Raw genomic sequence first — 14959 nt, 5'->3', positions numbered from 1 at the left:
CCCCTATCGCGACGAGTGTCAACTGCGGTTACCAGGCGTGCTCGTCCACTTCCAGCGCGATGTAGTCGAGGTCGCCGGCGAAGTAGTCGCAGCCGACGTCGATCTGGTCGCAGTCGGTCTTGCCGCCGATGGCGATGGGCCACGAGTTGGCGATGGCGCCGGTCCACCCGTAGCGGCCGGCCACCGTGCGCCCGTCGATGGCGAGGAAGACGCCGTCGTCGGTGCGCTCGCAGCGCACCGTGTGCCAGCGCCCGTCGTTGATCGCCCGCGGCGCGGTCACCAGCAGCGCCGTCGAGGAGCCGCGGAACCAGCACTGGACCTTGCCGTTCGGGATCTGGATCTTGTAGCTGCCGCCGGCCACGGTGGCCTGGCCCTTCTGGATGATGTTGCCGAAGTGCTCCCGGGTGCGCAGCCGCAGCGTGATCGCGTAGTCGCGGGTGCCCGGGTCGAGTTCGCTGTCGTCGGGCACGATGGCCAGGTGGCCGGGGTGGGTGGGCGGGGTGTCCGGGTCGAGCCGGTCGAAGCGGTACCCGTACCCGCCGTCGGTGGGCAGCCCGACGCCGACGTCGCGGCCGATCCGGCCGTGGAACCCGTAGCCGCTGCCGTCGCGCATCGTCGACGAGCCGGGCCGTTCGTTCATGCCCCAGAAGGCGATCTCGTGGTCGGCGGAGGCCGAGGCCGGCGCCGCGACGGACGCGGTGGCCAGGGAGGCAACCACGGAGATCATCCAAAAACGCCGCTTCTTCATGGTTAATCCCCGTTGGCGCGCTTTTTCCGTTTTGACGAAGTGAGTGTACGCATGCCTCACTCCTCCGCGTAGGGCGAAGCGGGAAGAATGCGACCGGATGACATGATGTCGGCGATGGCGCGCTTCGAGGCGATTACCTCCGAGGAAGCCGGCGAGGCCCGGGTGGCCCTCTCCGGCGACTGCGACCTTTCCGTCCGCGACGAGATGTTCGCCGTTCTCGAAGCCGCGGTCGCCGTGCGTCCCCGCGTCGTGGTCGACCTGTCCGGGGTCGGCTTCCTCGACTCCAGCGGCGTGCACAGCCTGATCGCCGCCCATCACGCCGCCCGGGCCCGCGGTGGCCGCCTCGTCGTGGTCAACGCGGCCGGCTCGGTCGCCACCGTCCTGGAGATCACCGGAGTCGGCGGCCTGCTGGGGGACGACGAGCCGTCCGCCGTCGAGGTAGAGCGCGGGCCGGGCGGATGAGCGCCGGAGCCGCCACCACGCCGTACGAGACCTCCTACGCCGAGCCCGGCGACCTCGCGCCGCTGCGTGACTTCATCCGGCTCCACGCGACCGCGCTCGGGCTCCCCGGCGACCGGGCCGACCTGCTCACCCTGGCCGTCAGCGAGCTCGCCACCAACACCCTGCAGCACACCGCGGGCGGCGGGCGGGTGCGCCTGTGGGGCGCCGACGGGCGCGTCTACTGCGACGTGATCGACGGTGGCCCGCTCCGGGCGCTCGGCCGTTCCATGCCGGCCGCCGACGCCCCTCGGGGACGGGGCCTGGCCATCGTCGAGCGGATCTGCGACGAGGTGGACGTCGAGACGGACGGCGCGGCCACGCGCGTACGGCTGGCCCTGGACCTCAAAGGACCCTGACCAGCACCGTGCAGGTGTCGTCGTCGGGGCTGGGCCGCAGCAGCGCGGTCACCGCGGGCAGCGGCTCCCCGGGCGCCACCGACGCCGCGGCGAGACCGTCGAGCACCACCGGGAGCAGGGGTGGCCCGCTGCGCCGCTCGATCAGGCCGTCGGTGTAGAGCAGCACCAGGTCACCCGTGGTCAGGGTCAGGGCCGAGGTCTCGTACGGGGCTCGGTCGTGGGCGCCGAGCAGCATGCCGACGGGCAGCTCGAGCGGCCGCGCGGCCCCGGCCCGGGCCAGCACCGGCGCCGGATGACCGGCCCGGGCCCAGCACAGCTCGCGGGTCGCAGGGTCGAAGACGCCGAGCACCGCCGTCCCGGTCAGCCGCAACTGCCCGCACAGCCGGTTGAGGTGGCCCAGCAGGATCTCCGGCTCGGACAGCCCGATCGAGAGCCACGCGATCAGCGCGAACCGCAGGTGCGCCATCCCGTTCGCCGCGGCCAGCCCGTGCCCGGCCACGTCGCCCACCGCCAGCAGCACCCGCCCGTCGGCGAGCCGCTGCGCGTGGTACCAGTCGCCGCCGACCCGCACCGTGTTCTCGGCCGGCACGTAGGTGACCAGCGCCCGCAGCCCGGGCAGGGGGAACGGCTCCCGCGGCACCGGCTGGATCATGTGCTGGAGCTGGCCGGCCAGCCGGTGCTCGGCGATCGCGGTCATCTCGCGGGTGCGCAGCTCGTCGCGGAGCCGGTCGATGGCCGTACGCGAGCTCTCTCGGCCCGTCACGTCCTGCACCACCGCATTGATCTTCAGGGGCCGGCCGTTCGCGTCGGTGGCCACGTCGGACAGGATCCGCAGGTGCTTCACCTCGCCGCTGTCGAGGGCGAAGCGGACGGTGACGTCGGCCGGGCTGCCGCTGTCCATGGTCTGCCAGGCCGTCTCGGCGATGCCACGGTCCTCGGGCAGCATCGCGGCCGCCTGCTCGGCCCGCGTCATCGGCCCGCGGGCCGGGTCGCGCCCGAAGATCCGGTACATCCCCGGTGACCAGTCGCTGACCCCGGTGACCAGGTCGAATTCGGTCCAGCCGAGGCTGCCCAGCAGCTCGGTGTTGGCCATCCGGCGGCGGTCCTCGTCCAGGCGCTGCCACCAGACCAGCAGGCCGCCGAGCGCGGGGTGCACGGTCACGTCGAACAGCGAGTGGGCGACGACGCCGGCCTTCTTCTCCTCGTAGCGGAACTCGTCGAGCCGGCCGGGCTCACCGGTGCGCAGCACGTCGAGGTAGATCCGCCAGAGCTCGCCGCCGATGATGCTCGGATAGAGCTCGCTGAGCAGACGGTCGACCCGGCTCGTGCCGCGGCGGTAGATGTCCTGGCCCCGCCCGCTGGTGGCGCCGACGCGGAAGTCACGGACCGTGCCGTCGTCCCCGAGGACGGGCAGCAACCAGGAGCAGCCCGCCGGAATGACGGACAACATCTCCTGTACGACGTGTGCGACCTCGCCGCCCGACATGCGCACAGCGTAATGGCCGGCATCGCACCCACGGTGCGCCCGGGACATCCGGGGGTGACAAGACCTCGCTAAGTGCCAGCTCAGCTTGGTAGCATCCCGCGGATCACGCCAGCGCCGAGCGAGTGGTCCGCCCCGCAACTCGCAGGTTCGGAGGTCTTCGCCTTGTCCAACAACCCTATGAAGGATCGTGTCAAAGTGCTGCTCAACGGGACGTCAACGGACAGCCAGACCTCGGAGCACGCGCTCGTCGCCCCGACGCAGCAGGCTCAGCAGGCGGCCGCCGCCCAGGGCGCGCAGGCACAGTCCGGCCCGGCCCAGCCGGGTCAGCCCGGTCAGCCCGGTCAGCACCCGAACCAGGCCCTGCAGGTCCTGACGCTGGCCCAGCGGACCGCCGAGGAGCACGTGGCCCGGGCCCACCACCAGGCCGACAAGATCCGTACGGACGCGCTGGCGGCCGCCGAGCAGATCGCCCGCGACGCCCAGGTGCACGCCCACAACGTGCGCCGCGAGGCCGAGAAGATCCTCTCCGACGCCCGGGCCGCGGCCGAGCAGATCGCCCGCGACTCGCACGCCCGCACCGAGGAGGCCCGGCGCAACGCCGAGAAGATCCTCAACGACGCCCGGGCCCAGTCGGAGTCGGTCGCGCAGGATGCCCAGTCCCAGGCCGACCACCTCAACCAGCAGGCCCGCCAGCGCTACGACGACGTCGTGGGCAGCCTCGGCAGCAAGCGCGAGGCCCTGCAGCAGCAGATCGAGGCCCTGGAGTCGTTCGACCGGGAGTACCGCTCCCGCCTGACCACCTTCATGCAGGCCCAGCTGCGCGCCCTCTGGGTCGACCAGCCCCAGGTCACCGGCGACCTGCCGGAGGCCCCGGCGGCCGAGAGCGGCCCCCGCCACGGCGCCCCCGAGGAGGCCGTCCCGGCCCAGCGCCACAGCGAGGAGGACCAGGCCGACGAGCAGGACGAGGCGGCCGCCGAGCGCTGAGATCCGGCGGTGGTGGGCGCGGTCGCCCGGCCCGCCGGCTGACCGGTGGTACGAAGTGGACCGCGCCCGTTTTGTAGGCCCGGGGCGGGCCCGCGCCGCTCCACGGCGTTACGGTGGCCGATATGGACGAGCCTCGGGGGTTCGTCGGCCGCGACGACGACCTGCGAACCCTGCTGGAGGCCCTGCGCGACCTCGACCGCGCCGGGGTGGTGGTGCACGGCCTGGGTGGCATCGGCAAGCGCACCCTCGCCGGCGAGCTGGTGCGGCGCCTGGGGGCCGCTGACCCGCCCGGCGAGGCGAGTCTGGTCGTCCAGGTCAGCGGCACCGACACCGGCGAGCAGATCCTCGACACGTTCGGCCGCCTCCTGGCGGGCGAGACGTCACGGCCCGGCGCCGCGTCCGGCGACCGGCGCCGCCGTCTCGCGGCCTACCTGCGTACCCCCGAGGAGCTGTGGCGGGACCGGCTCGCCACCGCCTTCGCCGTGCTCGGCGACCGGCCCGTCACCCTGGTCGTGCAGGATTTCGCCACCGACGCCCGGGCCGCGCCGGCCGACCCCGGCCTGGCCGCCTTCCTGGCCCGCTGGATCCGCGAGCCCGGCCCGCACCGCCTGCTGATCACCAGCCGCCGTCCGTTCACCCTGCCCGGCCACCTGCACCAGCGGCTGACCGAGCATCACCTCGGCCCGCTCACCGAGGCCGAGGCCCGGGTGCTGGCCTCCCGGCGGCCCGCGCTGTCCGCGCTCACCGCGGACGAGCAGCGCCGGGCCTGGGCCGGCACCGGCGGCCACCCGCGCACCCTGGAACATCTGGACGCGCTGCTGCGGCACAGCCCGGCCGGGTTCGCCGCCGTGGCCGCTCGCCTGGAGGCGCTGCTGGCCGCTCGGGGCGTGCCCGATCCGGCCCGCTGGGCGGCCGGCCTGCAGTCGCCCCGCGAGGACGAGCGGCGGGCGGGCCGGGCGCTGGCCGAGGCGATCGCCAGCACGGTCAACGACGCCGTGCTGGGCGACCTGCTCGGGTTGCTCGACGACGACTGCCGGCGGCTGCTCGTCGGGGCCGCCGTCCACCGGCGGCCGGCCGACGAGCCGGCCCTGGTCCGGCCGGGCTCGGGGCCGGGCACGGCCGACGGCCTGGACGGTCTCGACCTGCTCACCGCTCTCGGGCTGGTCCGCGCTGTGGTCGACGAGGAGGGCGTCCGGCACACCGTGCATCCGTGGACGGCGGCGTCGGTCGCCCGGCTCTACCCGGACGACACGGCCGTGGCCCACGGGCACGCCGCCGATTACTACCGTCACCGCGTACGCCCGCGCGACAGCGACCCGGTGGCCGACCTGGACGATCTCATCGAGGCCCGGGAGCACCTGTACCGCGCCGGCCGGGTGGACGAGGCGATCCGGCTCAGCTTCCTGGTGCGTGAGCGCCTCGACATGTGGTCGGCCTGGGACTGGGCCCGGTCGGTGTGCGAGGAGACTCTCGGCTGGGTCGAGCCGGGCACCCGGGACGCGGCGAGCCTGCTGCACTACCTGGGTCTGCTGGCCCACCGGCGCGGCGAGACGGCCGAGGCCGAGCGGCTGCTGACCCGTGCCCTGACCGTGGCCGAGACGGTCGGCGACCGTTCCCAGCAGGCCACCATCTGTCACAAGCTGAGCCGCCTGGCCGAGGACCGGGCCGACCGCGCGACCGCCGAGCGCCGCCTGCGCCAGGCCCTGCTGATCGACGCGGAGACCGGCAACCGGCCCGGCCTGGCCACCGGCCAGCATCGTCTGGCCCTGCTCTGCACCCTGTCGGGCCGGCTCAGCGAGGCCGTCGCCCTGCACTGCCAGGCCCTGGCCATCGAGATCGCCCTCGGCCTGCCCGACGCCCGCGTCGAGGTGGCCGACCTGGCCCGCCTGCGCGCCGCCCTCGGTGACCAGGAGTTCCACCGGGCCGTCACCAAGGTCCTGCCCGAGCAGTCGGTCAGCGGCCTGGCCCGCATGCTCGACGACTTCGCCACCGCCGCCGAGAACCGCCAGAACTGAGCGCTCAGCGCTCGAGCGACTGCTGGATGGCGGTCAGGAGCTGGTTCTTGCTGAAGGGCTTCTCGACCAGGGTGACGTCGGGGTCGAGGGTGCCCTGGGAGGCCAGGACCGGGCGGGCGTAGCCGGACATGAACAGCACGGCGGTGCCGGGGTGGGTCGCGGTGAAGCGTTCGGCCAGGTCCTTGCCGAGCATGTGGGGCATCACGACGTCGGTCAGCAGCACGTCGATCTCGCCCTCGTGGGCGGCCGCCATCTCCAGCGCGGCCGGGCCGTCGGGGGCGATCAGCACGTCATGGCCGGCCCGGGTCAGGATGCGGCGCAGGACGTCGCGCAGTGCGGGCTCGTCCTCGACGGCCAGGATCGTGCCCCGGCGGTAGTCGTCGGCCGGGGTCTCGGCCTCGGGCTCGGGCTCGGCCGGGGCGGCGTCGGTGGACGGCAGCAGGATGGTGAAGGTCGTGCCCATGCCGGGCTCGGAGTAGACGTTGAGGTCGCCGCCGGCCGCCGTGATGATGCCGTAGACGGTGGCCAGGCCGAGGCCGGTGCCCTTGCCGGCCGGTTTGGTGGTGTAGAACGGCTCGAACGCCCGCTCGATCACCTCGGGCGGCATGCCGGTGCCGGTGTCGCTGACCCGCAGCCGGACGTAGCGGCCGGGGCGCAGGTGCGGCCGGCCCGCGGCGTAATCGGTGTCGACGTCGAGCGGCTCGGTCTCGAGGGTCAGCTCGCCGCCGCGGGGCATCGCGTCGCGGGCGTTGACGGCCAGGTTCACCAGCACCTGGTCGAGCTGGCCGGGGTCGGCGGTGACCGCCGGGAGGTCGGCCGCCAGCCGTACGGACAGGGTGATGTGCTCGCCGATCGAGCGCCGCAGCATCTGCTCGATGTCGGTGACCACGTCGTTGAGGTTGAGCGGCCGCGGCCGGAGGACCTCGCGGCGGGCGAAGGCGAGCAGCTGATGGGTCAGTTCGGCCCCGCGCTGGGCGGCCTTGCTGATCTGGGCCGCGTCCCCGGCGATCTCGTCGAGCCCGGCGTCGGCGGCCGCCTCGGCGATGAAGGTGGCGTAGTTGGCGATCACTGCGATGAGGTTGTTGAAGTCGTGGGCCACCCCGCCGGCCAGCTGGCCCAGGCCTTCCAGGCGCTGGGTGCGCTGCAGCTGGGCGTCCACCCGGGCCCGCTCGGCCTCGGCCTGCAACTGCCGGAAGCGCTCGTCGGTGCGGATCCGGTCGGTGATGTCGCGGATCACCGCGCAGCGGACCCGGCCCTGCTCGGTCGGGAGCGCGCTCATCGACACCTCGACCGGCACGGTGCTGCCGTCGATGCGGTGGGCGAGGGTCGGGGTGGGCGGCGCGACGGGTGCGAGGAGCTCGGCCGGTGACTCCTCGGCGTCCTGCGGCGGCATCGGGTCGTCGGGCAGGGTGGGCGAGAGCAGCTTGTCCACCGGGCGGCCGATCAGCCCGTTGCGGGTCAGCCCGAACAACAGCTCGGCCTGGGTGTTGGCGAGCGTGATGCGGCCGTCGTCGTCGACGCCCACGAACGCGTCCGGCGCGGCCTCCAGTAGCGCCTGCAGGCCGGCCTCGACCCGCTCTCGGGCGCTGGTGGCCCGGGCCATGACCGTGAAGCCGGCGAACTCGCCGCCGTCGGTGAGCGGCGACATGGAGAGGGTGACCGGGATCCAGCGCCCGTCCCGGTGCCGCCGGCGGGTCCGGAGCCGCTCCAGGCGGGCGCCGGCCCCCAGGAGGCTGAACATCTCCCGCTGGTCGGCCCGGCGGTCGGGGGCGACCAGGATGTCGAGGCTGCGCCCGATGATCTGCTCGGGGGTGTAGCCCAGCAGGGCCTCGGCCGCCGGGTTCCAGGAGAGGACGGTGAAGTCGCGGCCGACCGTGTAGATCGCGTCATGGGCCGAGGCGACGATGGCCCGCGACAGGCCCGCCGCCTCGGACAACCCGGAATTACCACGCGATCCGCCCATATGACGTCTACGTTAACGATCCGCACCTAGGCTCGCATCATGATCGGTGAGGCCGAGGCCCAGCTCGTGCCGGAGGTCGACATGCAGCGGCCGGCCGTGTCCCGCATGTACAACTACTTCCTCGGTGGCCAGCACAACTTCGCGGCCGACCGGGAGGCCGCGGCGGCCGCGCTGACCGCGATGCCCGAGCTGCCGGCGATCGTCCGGCTCAACCGGCTGTTCCTGCGCCGGGCGATCACCCGCGCCGACCGGGCCGGCATCGGCCAGTTCCTCGATCTCGGCTGTGGCATCCCGTCGGCCGGCGACGGGCGCGAGGTGGTCCGTGAGCTCGACCCGGGGGCGCGGGTGGTCGGCGTCGACGTCGACGCCTCGGCCTTTCTGCACGGTTGCTGCGTGACCGGCGACGACCCGTACGCCGGGATGGTGCTGGCCGATCTGACCGACGCCGGCTCGGTGCTCGGCGCGCCGGTGGTCCGCGACCTGATCGACTTCGACCGCCCGGTCTGCCTGCTGCTGGTGGCGGTGGCCCACTTCATCCCGGACACCGAGCGCCTGGGCCGGGCCCTCGACCGCTACCGCGAGGCCCTCGCGCCCGGCAGCATGCTGGCGCTGACCCACGGCAGCCGCAAGGGCGCCTCGGAGCGTGTCGAGCGGGTCCGCCGGATCTACAACAACACCACGGCCCCCATGGTCATGCGCGACCAGGAGGACGTGCGCGGCTTCTTCGGTGACTGGCCACTGCTGGAGCCCGGCGTGACCACGGTCGGCGACTGGATGGGCGACGAAGGCCTGGACGAGGTCGCTCAGCGGGCTTTCATCGTCGGGATGTGCCGCAAAATCGGTACATGAGGGACTTATTGCCGCATGCTTGAAGGATGGCAAGAGTGCTTATCGCCGAGGACGACGAGGACATCGCCCTGATCCTGACCAGGCTGCTCACCCGGGCCGGGCACACCGTGCGCCACGCCCCCGACGGAGCGCGCGCCCTGGAGATGGCGGTGATCGAGCGGCCCGACATCGTGCTGACCGATCTCGGCATGCCCCGGATGGACGGCATCGAGCTGACCCAGGCGATCCGCGAGCACCCCGATCTGCGCGACACCCCCATCGTCATGCTCAGCGGTCACCTGCACCCCGGTGACAACGCCCCGATCGACGCCGGCGTCTGCGCGGTCCTGCTCAAGCCCTGCCCCAACGACAAGCTGCGCGAGGTGATCGGCGACCTGGCCGAACTCGGCCCGCACCGCCATCAAGGCGCCGACGCCAGCTGTCCCGCCTGGTGGCCGGTCACGGCCTAGGTGGACCGCGACGCCTTTCTCGACGCCCTGCTGGAGAGCTTGACCGTCGGCGTCATCGCCTGTGCCGCCGACGGCGAGGTCGTCCTGGTCAACCGGCCGGTCCGCGAGCTGATGAGCCTGTCCGAGGAAACCGCGCTGCGCGACTACCCGGCCCGCGTCGACGGTGTGCTCTTCGACGCCGACGGCACCCCGATCACCTGGGCCGAGGCGCCCGTGCAGCGCGCGGTCCGGGGCGAGGTGGTCGACGCCGACATGGTGGTGCGCGTGCCCGGCCGTCGGGAACGGATCGTGGCCGTCACGGCCCGGCCCATCTCCGGCGGCGACGAGCGCCTGGGCGCGGTGGCGATCGCCCGCGAGGTCACCGGGCTCCGCCGGGCCGAACGGTTCCGGTCCTGCCACCGCGCGGTTGAACAGGCCCTGCAGTCGGCCGGGTCGGTCGTCGAGGCGGCCCCGGGCGTGCTGGCCGCCCTGGGCGAGACGCTCGGCTGGCCCGCCGCCGAGCTGTGGCTGGCCGACGAGGATTCAGGCGAGCTGACCGCAGGTGGCCGGTGGTGCGCGCCCGGCAGCGGACTCGAGGCCGTGCTCGGCTTCGCCCCGATCAGGGGTGAGGGCATCACCGGCCGGGTGTCGGTCACCGGCAAGCCGCTCTGGGTGCCCGACATCGCCCACACCGTGAACCTGCGCAGCTCGCTCGACCGGTCCCGGGCCGCGGCCTGCCTGCGGCACGGCATCCGGTCGGTGCTGGCCGTGCCGGTGCGCGACGGGCCGACCGTGCTCGGCGTGCTCACCTGTTACGCCGGCGCCCCCGAGCCGCACGAGGACCTGCTCGCCGTGCTGCTGGACGGAGTGGCCGCCCAGATCGGCGTGCACATGGCGCTGCGCCGGGCCGAGGCGCTGGCCAGTCAGCTCACCCGGGCCAAGGACGACTTCATCGCGCTGGTCAGCCACGAGATGCGCACGCCGCTGACCTCGATCGTGGCCAGCGCCTCGATGCTGGGCGAGGTTCAGGCCGGCCTCGACGAGGAGAGCCGGGCCATGGTGGAGACGGTGCAACGCAACGCCACGGCCCTCCACGGCGTCGTCGACACCCTGCTCGACCTGGCCGGGCTCGACTCCGGGCACCTCACGCTCAAGCCCGGACCGGTCGACCTGGCCGCGGTCGTGGCCGCCGCGATCGCCGCCGCCCAGCCGGCCGCGACCGCGAACGGGGTACGGATCGAGGCCGACCGCGTCGCGCCGTTGCCGCTGCACGCCGACGGCGAGCGGCTCCGCCAGGTGGTCGACGACCTGCTGGCCAACGCGGTCAACTACAGCCCGCGCGGCGGCGACGTGCACGTGGGGCTGCACGAGCGCGGCGCCCAGGTCGAGCTGACCGTCACCGACCACGGCATCGGCACCCCGGCCGAGGAGCGGGAGCGGGTGTTCGACCGCTTCTACCGCGCCAGCAACGTGCGCCATCAGGGCATCAAGGGCAAAGGGCTGGGGCTGAGCCTGGCCCGGGCGATCGTCACCTTGCACGGTGGCACCATCCGCCTCAGTGCCCACCTTCCCCACGGAACTACGGTGCGTGTCCGACTGCCTACGCATAGACCCTAAACACCGGTCCGCGGGCTGCCGATAGTGGCGGTATCAGGGACGACACTGCTTCGCGGGGGATGGACACAATGACTGACACGCTGGCACGCCCGACCGTGCTGCTCGTGGACGACGAGTCCACCATCCTCGAGACGCTCGCGCTGCAGCTGCGGCGCGACCACCAGGTCCTGGTCGCCGAGAGCGGCGCCGAGGCGCTGCGGCTGCTGGCCGAGAACGGCCCGGTGGCCGCGGTCATCAGCGACCTGCGCATGCCGGAGATGGACGGCGTCGAGCTGCTGCGCCGCATCCAGCTCGAATACCCCGACACGACCCGGGTGCTGCACACCGCGCAGAGCGACCTGAACTCGGCCATCGCCGCCATCAACAGCGGCGGCGTCTACCGCTACCTGGCCAAGCCGGTCCAGACCGACGAGCTGCGCTCCACCGTACGGGCGGCGGTCGAGCTCCACGGCCGGTCCACCGCCGACCGCCAGCTGCTCGACCAGACCCTCAAGACCAGCATCCAGGCCCTGTTCGGATGTCTCGAGCTGGCCAGCCCGCTCGCGTTCGCCCGGGCCGGGCGCATCCGCACGCTCGTGGGCGAGCTCTGCCACGAGATGCAGCTCGACGCGCTGTGGGAGATCGAGGTCGCGGCCATGGCGTCCCAGCTGGGCGCGGTCACCCTGCCGCCCAGCGTGCTGACCAAGCTCGACAAGGGCATGCCGTGCACCTCCGACGAGCAGGCCATGGTCGACCACATGCCCGAGGTCGCCGTCCAGCTGCTCAAGAACATCCCGATGCTCGAGGACGTCATCGAGATCGTCCTCGGCCTGAGCAAGAAGCCGCCGGCCAACCCGAGCCCGCTGGTCGAGGCCGCGGTCGCGGTTCTGCGGACCGCCATCGACTACGAGACGCTGGAGAGCCGCGGTCTCGAGGTGGACAGCGCCATCGCCGTGCTCGAGTGCCGCGAGGACAGCGCGATGAGCGTCCTCTCGGCGCTGCGCAAGAAGAAGGGCGTCGAGTTCGTCGCGGAGAAGGTCCGCGGCCTGCGCGTGGTCGACCTCGAGGTCAACATGCGGGTGGCCGAGGACATCGTCGCCGTCAACGGACTCGTGCTGATCGGCCGCGGCATGATCGTCACCGACCTGCTGCTGGACCGGCTCACCAACTACGCCCGCATGATCGAGATCGTCGAGCCGGTGCTGGCCATCCCGGGCGGCCGCCGCTTCGACGCGGACATGCTGCTGCCCGAGCCCGAGCCGCGAGCCCCGCTCCAGGTGGCCGGCTAAGCGTTGTCGAGCTCGGCCGCGTACCGCTCCAGCACCTCGAAGGCGAGGGCCTGCTCGGCGGCGACGCGGCCGAGCGTCACGTCCGGGTCGGGCACATAGCCCTCCCGGGCCGAGCCCTCGACCTCGGCCAGGATCCCGGCCAGGGTGCCGGCGCCGATGTTGGCGGCCGAGCCCTTCATCGTGTGCGCGTGGTCGCGCAGCTCCGAGACCTCGCCGCCGCGCAGCAGCTCACCGAGCCGATCCACCGCGCCCGGCGTCTTGGCCAGGAACGAGCGGATGAGCCGGCTCATCAGCGCTCGCTCCGGCGGGCCGGGATCGCCGCCGGCGATGTCCCGCATCCGGTCCCGGACCTCGTCCTCCCGGCTCCGTTCCATGAGTTCAATCCTGCTTGCTGAAGGCGGGGGGAGGTGCCCGGTCGTGAAAAGTCCTATGGTTGCGGTTCGTGCCGCCGATTCATCCGGGGTGGCCACCGACTCGCGTACGCCGATCCGCTACATCGTCGCGGCCGTCGTCGTCACCGTGCTCGGAGTCCTCTGGTACCTGACCCGGCCCGGGCCGGACGCCGTGGCGTACCTCTTCATGCCCGCCGGCGGCGTCGCCGGGGTCGCGGCCATCCTCGCCCTGCTGCGGAGCGAGCGGCTCGACCCGGTGGCCCGCCGCTTCTGGCGCCACATCCTCATCGGGATGGGCACGCTCAGCGTCGGCTACCTGGCCCTGGCCGTGGTCGCCTTCCGTACCTCACCCGAGCTGCCCGACATCCCGCTGCCCGCCGCCGCCCTGGCCGCCATCGGCATGCTCGTCGCGATGTGGGGCGTGATGCGGGTGCCGCTGGGCAACACCGGCGCCCGCCGCCGGCAGCTGCTCGACCGCACGATCGCCTTCGCCGGGGTGGGCACGCTGCTCTGGACCTTCGGCCTGGCCCCGATGATCACCGCCCACACCGGCTGGAGCGCCCAGTCGTGCGTGCTGATCGGCCTGTCCTTCCTGCTCGGCCTGGGCGGCATCACCAAGGTCTCGTACATCGAGCGCGGCCCGGTCGACCGCTCGGCCATCCGGCTGATCGCCGCCACCGCCCTGACCGGGGTCGGGGTGGCGCTGCTGTCGGTGCGCAACGAGAACGAGAGCACCCTGCTCGCCCAGTCCGTCGTCATGCCGGTCACCTACCTCTTCGTCGCCGTCGGGGCGTACCGGCAGGCGATCGCCACCGGCGGGCCGGCCCGGCGCACCGGCACCTGGCTGCCGTACATCGCCCTGGCCGCCGTCGACGTCTCCCTGCTGTCCGTGCTGCGGCACGGCCTGGCCTGGACCGACTTCGTCGTCGTGATCGCCACCGTGCTGCTGACCGGCCTGGTCGCGGTGCGCCAGATGATGGCCCTGCGCGAGAACGGCCGCCTGCTGCGGGCCCAGCGCGCCTCCGAGGACCGCCTGCGCCACCAGGTCACCCACGACGGGCTGACCGGGCTCGGCAACCGGGGCCTGTTCCGGACCCGGGTCGCCGAGGCCCTGGACCGCGGCGACACCACTGTCCTGCTGGTCGACCTGGACGATTTCAAGACGGTCAACGACTCGCTCGGCCACGACGTGGGCGACCAGCTCCTGATCGCCGTGGCCGGCGCGCTCAGCTCCGGGGTCGGCCCCGACGGCCTGCCGGTCCGGCTCGCCGGCGACGAGTTCGCCGTGCTGCTGTGCCCCGGCGCCGACGGCGAGGCGGTGGCCCGGCGGGTGCTCGACGAGTTCGCCAAGCCGATGAGCGAGCACCGCCTGCTGGTGCACGCCAGCATCGGCATCGCCACCGCCCGCGCCGGCGAGGGCCTCGACCGGCTGCTGCGGCAGGCCGACGTCGCCATGTACGCGGCCAAGCAGCGCGGCAAGGCCAACTGGGTCCGCTACCACGACGGCATGGAGCAGCCGGTGCTGGCCCACGCCCAGATCGGCGGCGAGCTGCGCCGGGCCCTCGACGCCGGCGAGTTCCGCGTCCACTACCAGCCGGTGGTCGAGCTGGCCACGGGCCGGATCGTCGGCGTCGAGCCACTGGTCCGCTGGGAGCACCCGACACGGGGCCTGGTGGCGCCGGGGGAGTTCATCCCGGCCGCCGAGGGCACCGGCCTCATCGTGCCGCTCGGGCGCTTCGTGCTGCGCGAGGCCTGCCGGCAGGCCGCCGAGTGGCTGGCCGAGTTCGGCCCGGACTGCATGCAGAAGATCGCCCCCAACGTCTCCGTGCGGCAGCTGCACGACCCGGACTTCGTGGCCGAGGTGTTCGCTGCGCTGGCCGAGAGCGGCCTGCCGGCCGAGCGGCTCGTGCTGGAGCTGACCGAGTCGGCCGTGCTGCGCGGGCCCCAGGTCTCGCGCACCCTGCACGAGCTGGACGCCCGGGGCGTACGGCTGGCCCTGGACGACTTCGGCACCGGCGAGTCGTCGCTGAGCCTGCTGCGCTCGTTCCCGGCCTCGATCATCAAGCTCGACAAGTCCTTCGTGGACGGCATCGAGCTCGACGAGCCGGGCACACCCGCGGCCGAGGCCCGGCAGGCGGTGGCCCGCGCGGTCATCCAGCTGGCCGGCGCGCTCGGCCTGGACACGGTGGCCGAGGGCATCGAGAACCAGGAGCAGGCCGACCGGCTGCGGCGGCTCGGTTACACGCTCGGGCAGGGATATCACCTGGCGCGGCCGATGCCGGCCGACGAGATGACGCGGGTGCTGGCCGGCCGGGTCCAGCTGGCCGTGGCGGCGTGAGGGGGGCTTAGTGT

The 14959-nt window shown here is 73.2% G+C and carries 13 protein-coding genes; 9 read left to right on the top strand and 4 right to left on the bottom strand.

The features are described from left to right. Nucleotides 1-28 precede the first annotated feature (28 nt). Entirely contained in the window at nucleotides 29-727 is a 699-nt protein-coding gene (locus tag AB0J66_RS36115) for a laminin G domain-containing protein (protein WP_364670718.1), read from the bottom strand. Nucleotides 728-862: 135 nt separating this feature from the next. Here AB0J66_RS36115 and AB0J66_RS36110 point away from each other — a divergent pair, with 135 nt between their 5' ends. Further along, nucleotides 863-1210: an anti-sigma factor antagonist gene (locus AB0J66_RS36110; protein WP_364670715.1), complete on the top strand. Its 348-nt coding sequence runs from the start codon at nucleotides 863-865 to the stop codon at nucleotides 1208-1210. Beyond that, the gene (locus AB0J66_RS36105; protein ID WP_364670712.1) at nucleotides 1207-1605 is read left to right on the top strand and encodes an ATP-binding protein; all 399 of its coding nucleotides are present in this window, start codon (nucleotides 1207-1209) and stop codon (nucleotides 1603-1605) included. Before AB0J66_RS36110 ends, AB0J66_RS36105 begins: the two co-directional genes overlap by 4 nt. Here AB0J66_RS36105 and AB0J66_RS36100 read toward each other — a convergent pair. After that, the gene (locus tag AB0J66_RS36100) at nucleotides 1592-3091 is read right to left on the bottom strand and encodes a SpoIIE family protein phosphatase (protein WP_364670709.1); all 1500 of its coding nucleotides are present in this window, start codon (nucleotides 3089-3091) and stop codon (nucleotides 1592-1594) included. The genes AB0J66_RS36105 and AB0J66_RS36100 overlap by 14 nt on opposite strands. Nucleotides 3092-3268: 177 nt before the next feature. Between AB0J66_RS36100 and AB0J66_RS36095 the strand changes: the two genes are divergently transcribed. Then, nucleotides 3269-4075 (top strand): hypothetical protein, encoded by an 807-nt coding sequence (locus AB0J66_RS36095; protein WP_364670706.1) that lies wholly within the window; start codon nucleotides 3269-3271, stop codon nucleotides 4073-4075. A 122-nt stretch (nucleotides 4076-4197) separates the two neighbouring features. Next, nucleotides 4198-6090 (top strand): hypothetical protein, encoded by a 1893-nt coding sequence (locus AB0J66_RS36090; RefSeq protein WP_364670703.1) that lies wholly within the window; start codon nucleotides 4198-4200, stop codon nucleotides 6088-6090. 4 nt (nucleotides 6091-6094) lie between these two features. Here the strand turns inward: AB0J66_RS36090 and AB0J66_RS36085 are convergent, their stop codons facing one another. After that, nucleotides 6095-8026 (bottom strand): PAS domain S-box protein, encoded by a 1932-nt coding sequence (locus AB0J66_RS36085; RefSeq protein ID WP_364670700.1) that lies wholly within the window; start codon nucleotides 8024-8026, stop codon nucleotides 6095-6097. 66 nt (nucleotides 8027-8092) lie between these two features. Here AB0J66_RS36085 and AB0J66_RS36080 point away from each other — a divergent pair, with 66 nt between their 5' ends. From AB0J66_RS36080 to AB0J66_RS36065, 4 genes are all read left to right on the top strand, one after another. Continuing rightward, nucleotides 8093-8902 carry an SAM-dependent methyltransferase gene (locus AB0J66_RS36080; protein WP_364670697.1) on the top strand — a complete coding sequence of 270 codons (810 nt, stop codon included), beginning with the start codon at nucleotides 8093-8095 and terminating at the stop codon, nucleotides 8900-8902. A 26-nt stretch (nucleotides 8903-8928) separates the two neighbouring features. Next, a complete protein-coding gene (locus AB0J66_RS36075; protein WP_364670694.1) occupies nucleotides 8929-9351 on the top strand; it encodes a response regulator in 423 nt (140 codons plus the stop codon). After that, nucleotides 9352-10947, top strand: a complete 1596-nt coding sequence (locus AB0J66_RS36070; RefSeq protein WP_364670691.1) for an ATP-binding protein — start codon at nucleotides 9352-9354, stop codon at nucleotides 10945-10947. Between the two features lie 68 nt (nucleotides 10948-11015). Beyond that, on the top strand, nucleotides 11016-12215 hold the full coding sequence (locus AB0J66_RS36065; protein ID WP_364670688.1) for a response regulator: 1200 nt from the start codon (nucleotides 11016-11018) through the stop codon (nucleotides 12213-12215). On the opposite strand, the gene AB0J66_RS36060 is transcribed toward AB0J66_RS36065, so the two are convergent. After that, nucleotides 12212-12589, bottom strand: a complete 378-nt coding sequence (locus AB0J66_RS36060) for an Hpt domain-containing protein (protein ID WP_364670685.1) — start codon at nucleotides 12587-12589, stop codon at nucleotides 12212-12214. The genes AB0J66_RS36065 and AB0J66_RS36060 overlap by 4 nt on opposite strands. A gap of 55 nt (nucleotides 12590-12644) precedes the next feature. Between AB0J66_RS36060 and AB0J66_RS36055 the strand changes: the two genes are divergently transcribed. Continuing rightward, nucleotides 12645-14945 carry an EAL domain-containing protein gene (locus AB0J66_RS36055; RefSeq protein ID WP_364670683.1) on the top strand — a complete coding sequence of 767 codons (2301 nt, stop codon included), beginning with the start codon at nucleotides 12645-12647 and terminating at the stop codon, nucleotides 14943-14945. Nucleotides 14946-14959: the final 14 nt, after the last annotated feature.

The organism is Actinoplanes sp. NPDC049598 (genome assembly GCF_040675435.1).
Classification (GTDB): Bacteria; Actinomycetota; Actinomycetes; order Mycobacteriales; family Micromonosporaceae; genus Actinoplanes.
Note: the sequence above shows the minus strand (reverse complement) of the source record. Positions and strands in the feature narration are given on the sequence as shown.

Coding starts and splice junctions, on each gene's coding strand:
- AB0J66_RS36080 (WP_364670697.1), top strand. CDS start 8,093: ATGATCGGTGAGGCCGAGGCCCAGCTCGTGCCGGAGGTCGACATGCAG.
- AB0J66_RS36095 (WP_364670706.1), top strand. CDS start 3,269: ATGAAGGATCGTGTCAAAGTGCTGCTCAACGGGACGTCAACGGACAGC.
- AB0J66_RS36075 (WP_364670694.1), top strand. CDS start 8,929: ATGGCAAGAGTGCTTATCGCCGAGGACGACGAGGACATCGCCCTGATC.
- AB0J66_RS36065 (WP_364670688.1), top strand. CDS start 11,016: ATGACTGACACGCTGGCACGCCCGACCGTGCTGCTCGTGGACGACGAG.
- AB0J66_RS36115 (WP_364670718.1), bottom strand. CDS start 727: ATGATCTCCGTGGTTGCCTCCCTGGCCACCGCGTCCGTCGCGGCGCCG.
- AB0J66_RS36100 (WP_364670709.1), bottom strand. CDS start 3,091: ATGTCGGGCGGCGAGGTCGCACACGTCGTACAGGAGATGTTGTCCGTC.
- AB0J66_RS36105 (WP_364670712.1), top strand. CDS start 1,207: ATGAGCGCCGGAGCCGCCACCACGCCGTACGAGACCTCCTACGCCGAG.
- AB0J66_RS36060 (WP_364670685.1), bottom strand. CDS start 12,589: ATGGAACGGAGCCGGGAGGACGAGGTCCGGGACCGGATGCGGGACATC.
- AB0J66_RS36055 (WP_364670683.1), top strand. CDS start 12,645: ATGGTTGCGGTTCGTGCCGCCGATTCATCCGGGGTGGCCACCGACTCG.
- AB0J66_RS36110 (WP_364670715.1), top strand. CDS start 863: ATGGCGCGCTTCGAGGCGATTACCTCCGAGGAAGCCGGCGAGGCCCGG.
- AB0J66_RS36090 (WP_364670703.1), top strand. CDS start 4,198: ATGGACGAGCCTCGGGGGTTCGTCGGCCGCGACGACGACCTGCGAACC.